The sequence below is a fragment of the Mesorhizobium sp. M4A.F.Ca.ET.050.02.1.1 genome (assembly GCF_003997725.1).
Lineage (GTDB): Bacteria > Pseudomonadota > Alphaproteobacteria > Rhizobiales > Rhizobiaceae > Mesorhizobium.
In genome coordinates this window covers 1-2,699 of the sequence record NZ_RZSG01000792.1, presented here as the reverse complement: position 1 = coordinate 2,699, position 2,699 = coordinate 1, and the positions used below count along the sequence as shown (strand labels likewise).

The 2,699-nt window shown below is 65.0% G+C and carries 2 protein-coding genes; both read right to left on the bottom strand.

Going from position 1 to position 2,699, the window contains the following annotated elements:
• Positions 1–243 precede the first annotated feature (243 nt).
• A complete protein-coding gene (locus EOA33_RS31200) occupies positions 244–1,929 on the bottom strand; it encodes a hypothetical protein (protein ID WP_126055020.1) in 1,686 nt (561 codons plus the stop codon).
• A gap of 126 nt (positions 1,930–2,055) precedes the next feature.
• A partial coding sequence (locus EOA33_RS31195) for an ABC transporter substrate-binding protein (protein ID WP_245482491.1) occupies positions 2,056–2,699 on the bottom strand: 644 nt, incomplete at its 5' end.

The window sequence follows — 2,699 nt, the reverse complement described above, 5'->3', positions numbered from 1 at the left end:
GGGTTCCAGCGTGAACGATCTTTCGTCGGCGCTCTTCTGGGCCCCGGGATAGGCCAGTTGCACCAGCGCGGCGGCATCGCCGCAATCGTCCGCCGCGGCCCGGGCGGGCGACAGGCTGGCGGCGGCGATGCCGAGGAAGAGACTACTTAGCAGCAATCGCATGGGGTTCTCACGTCGCGGGGCCGGGTTGGATCAGGACTTGTGTACGCGAGAATGGTGACGGCGCACAGGGGCGGGCCATCTTCAATGGCAGCAGTCGGGCCCTGAATGCACGCTTGTCCTGCACAGGCAAGACGAGGTGATCGGCAAGTCGGTCTTTGCCAATGCGGTGGCGAGCCTGGCCTGGAACCCAGGCAACTGGTCGGTCTCGCCGCGCCGCCTCAAACATTCGACCAGCCCGTGCAGCGCCCAGACATTGTCCGGATGCTGGGCGCAGCGCTGAACCGCGCCACTCAGGCCGAGATCGTCGCGATAGACCTGCTCGGCTTCTTCGGCATGGCCCTGGTCGAGCAGCAGCGCCGCCAGCGCATGGCGCGGCGGATGCATCCATGCCCACGGCTCGGTATAGGAGAGATTGTCGTCGAGCCCGACCGCCTGTCGCAAATGAACATAGGCCTCGTCATGCCGCCCCTGGTGGTAGGCGAGCTCGCCGTCGAGCAGGGCGGCGCCCACGGCCAGCGATGCGTGCGTCGGGTTGCTGAGGAAGCGCCGTTCCGCGGGGATGCGGCTTAGATGCTGGTGGAAGCGCTCGCGCTCGTGCTCCGCCGCCGCGAACGCACGCAGCGCAGCATGCGCGACGCCCTTGGCGTAGTGCTGCATGGCGGTAGTCAGCACATAGAGTTCGGGCTCGACAACCATCGGCTCGTCGATGATCTCCCGCCAGCGGCCGAAGCGCACCTGAACATGCGATTTCATCGCATGGTAGCCTTCCACCGTCTGCGTCAGCTTCGGCCGGTCGGGAATGCTCACGACATCGCGCGTCGCCAGGCCGCGCACCTTGTCGGCCGCCCACAGCGCGGGGCGGTACTGGCCGAGTAACATGCAGGCGAACATCATCAGATGCAGGTCGTGGCAGCAGCCGAGCAGGTAATAGGTCGTCTCGCCGGCATGGGCGAGGTAGCGGTCGTTGGCGCGCACCGCCTTCTCGCTGGCGAGTTTTGCTTTCTCATACTCGCCGCACAGCACATGGATATGGCCGGGCATATGGTTCATGTGGCCGGCATCGGGACACATCGTGCCAAGCCGTTCGGCCGAGCGCATGCCACGCTCGGGCTGGGTCGACATTTCGAGCAGGTGGATGTGCAGATGCAGGGCCGCCGGATGCGGCGTCGTGCCGGCCTCGTCCGAGCGCCTGATAGAGCGTTCGCAGACCTCGAGAGCCTCCAGCACGTCCGAATTCGGCGCCGGCTTGCCGGTCTTGAGATCCCATAGCCGCCTGACGGTGCGCATCATCAGCGCCTCGACGAAGAGCGCCATCACGTCATGGTCGTCTGGGAAATCGCGATAGACCTGTCGCATCGCGGCGGCATAGGCGTCGTCCCACAGCGCGAATTCCGCCGGCGCCATGCGATGCGGCTTCTGGAACCGGTGGGCGAGTGCCTCGATCAGCCGCCGCTCAATAGCGCTGGATCGAGCGCTGCCGGCGAGCGCAAGCTGGACATGGTCGAAGCAAAGCCTGGTGGCCCTGTCGGCCTCGGCCTCGCCATGCTCCTTCCAGGTCAGATTGTAGAAAGGCCCCGCGGCATAGGCGATGCCCCAGTGCACGAAGGCGCAATCGGGATCAGTCCGCAGCGCCTTCGCGAAGCATCTTATGCCTTCCTCGTGGTTGAAACCGTAGCACCAGTTCAGCCCGATATCGAACCAGCGCTGCGTCTCCGCCGAGGATGTGGAGATTGGGCGGCGGTAGGTGCCGAGGTCGAAGTGATCCATCCCTGACTGTTTCTCGCGTTCGCCGGTCTGAGGCCGCATGCAATCTGTGATGAATGGGCGCACATGGCAACGGCCGGCGCGGCCCTGGTTGAGCCACGCCGGCCGGGGTTGCCACCCTGGGAGGGATCAGGACTCCAGCCACACCTTCTCGAAATGCTGCTCTAGCGACTGGTGCTGCTCGCAGCCATGCACGCCCTTGCGGTAGGTTCGATAGACCGAGCGCCAGTATGGCTGGATGATGATGCCGGATTGGCGCAGATTCTCTTCGATCTTGGCCATGATCTCCTTGCGCGCCTTGGCGTCCGGCATTGCCAGCGCCTTGTCGAGGAGCTCGTCGAACTCCTTGTTGGCATAGGCGCTTTCGTTCCAGGCAGCTCCCGATTTGTAGGCCAGCGCCAGCACCTGGACACCGAGCGGCCTTCCCAGCCATTCGGTGCAGGAGAAGGGGTATTTGCTCCAGTCGTTCCAGAAGGTGGCGGCCGGCAGCACGGTGCGCTTGATCTTCAGGCCCGCCTCGCGCATCTGCGCGGCGATCGCGTCGCCGGTGCTCTTTTGCCATTCGACGTCGACCGAGATGAGGTCGAATTCATGGTCGGCCTTGCCAGCCTCGGCGAGCAGCTTCTTGGCACCATCCACGTCACGCTTGGCTGGGCCGATATCGGCGAATTCCGGATGCATCGGGCCGACATGGTGGTTGTCGGCGGGCTTGCCCCGACCGTCGATGCCGAGCTTCAGCACGGCCGAGTTGTCGACGGCAAGCTGGGCGGCAC

Excerpts from the sequence above, each read along its gene's own strand:
- EOA33_RS31200 (WP_126055020.1), bottom strand. The coding sequence starts at position 1,929 with ATGGATCACTTCGACCTCGGCACCTACCGCCGCCCAATCTCCACATCC.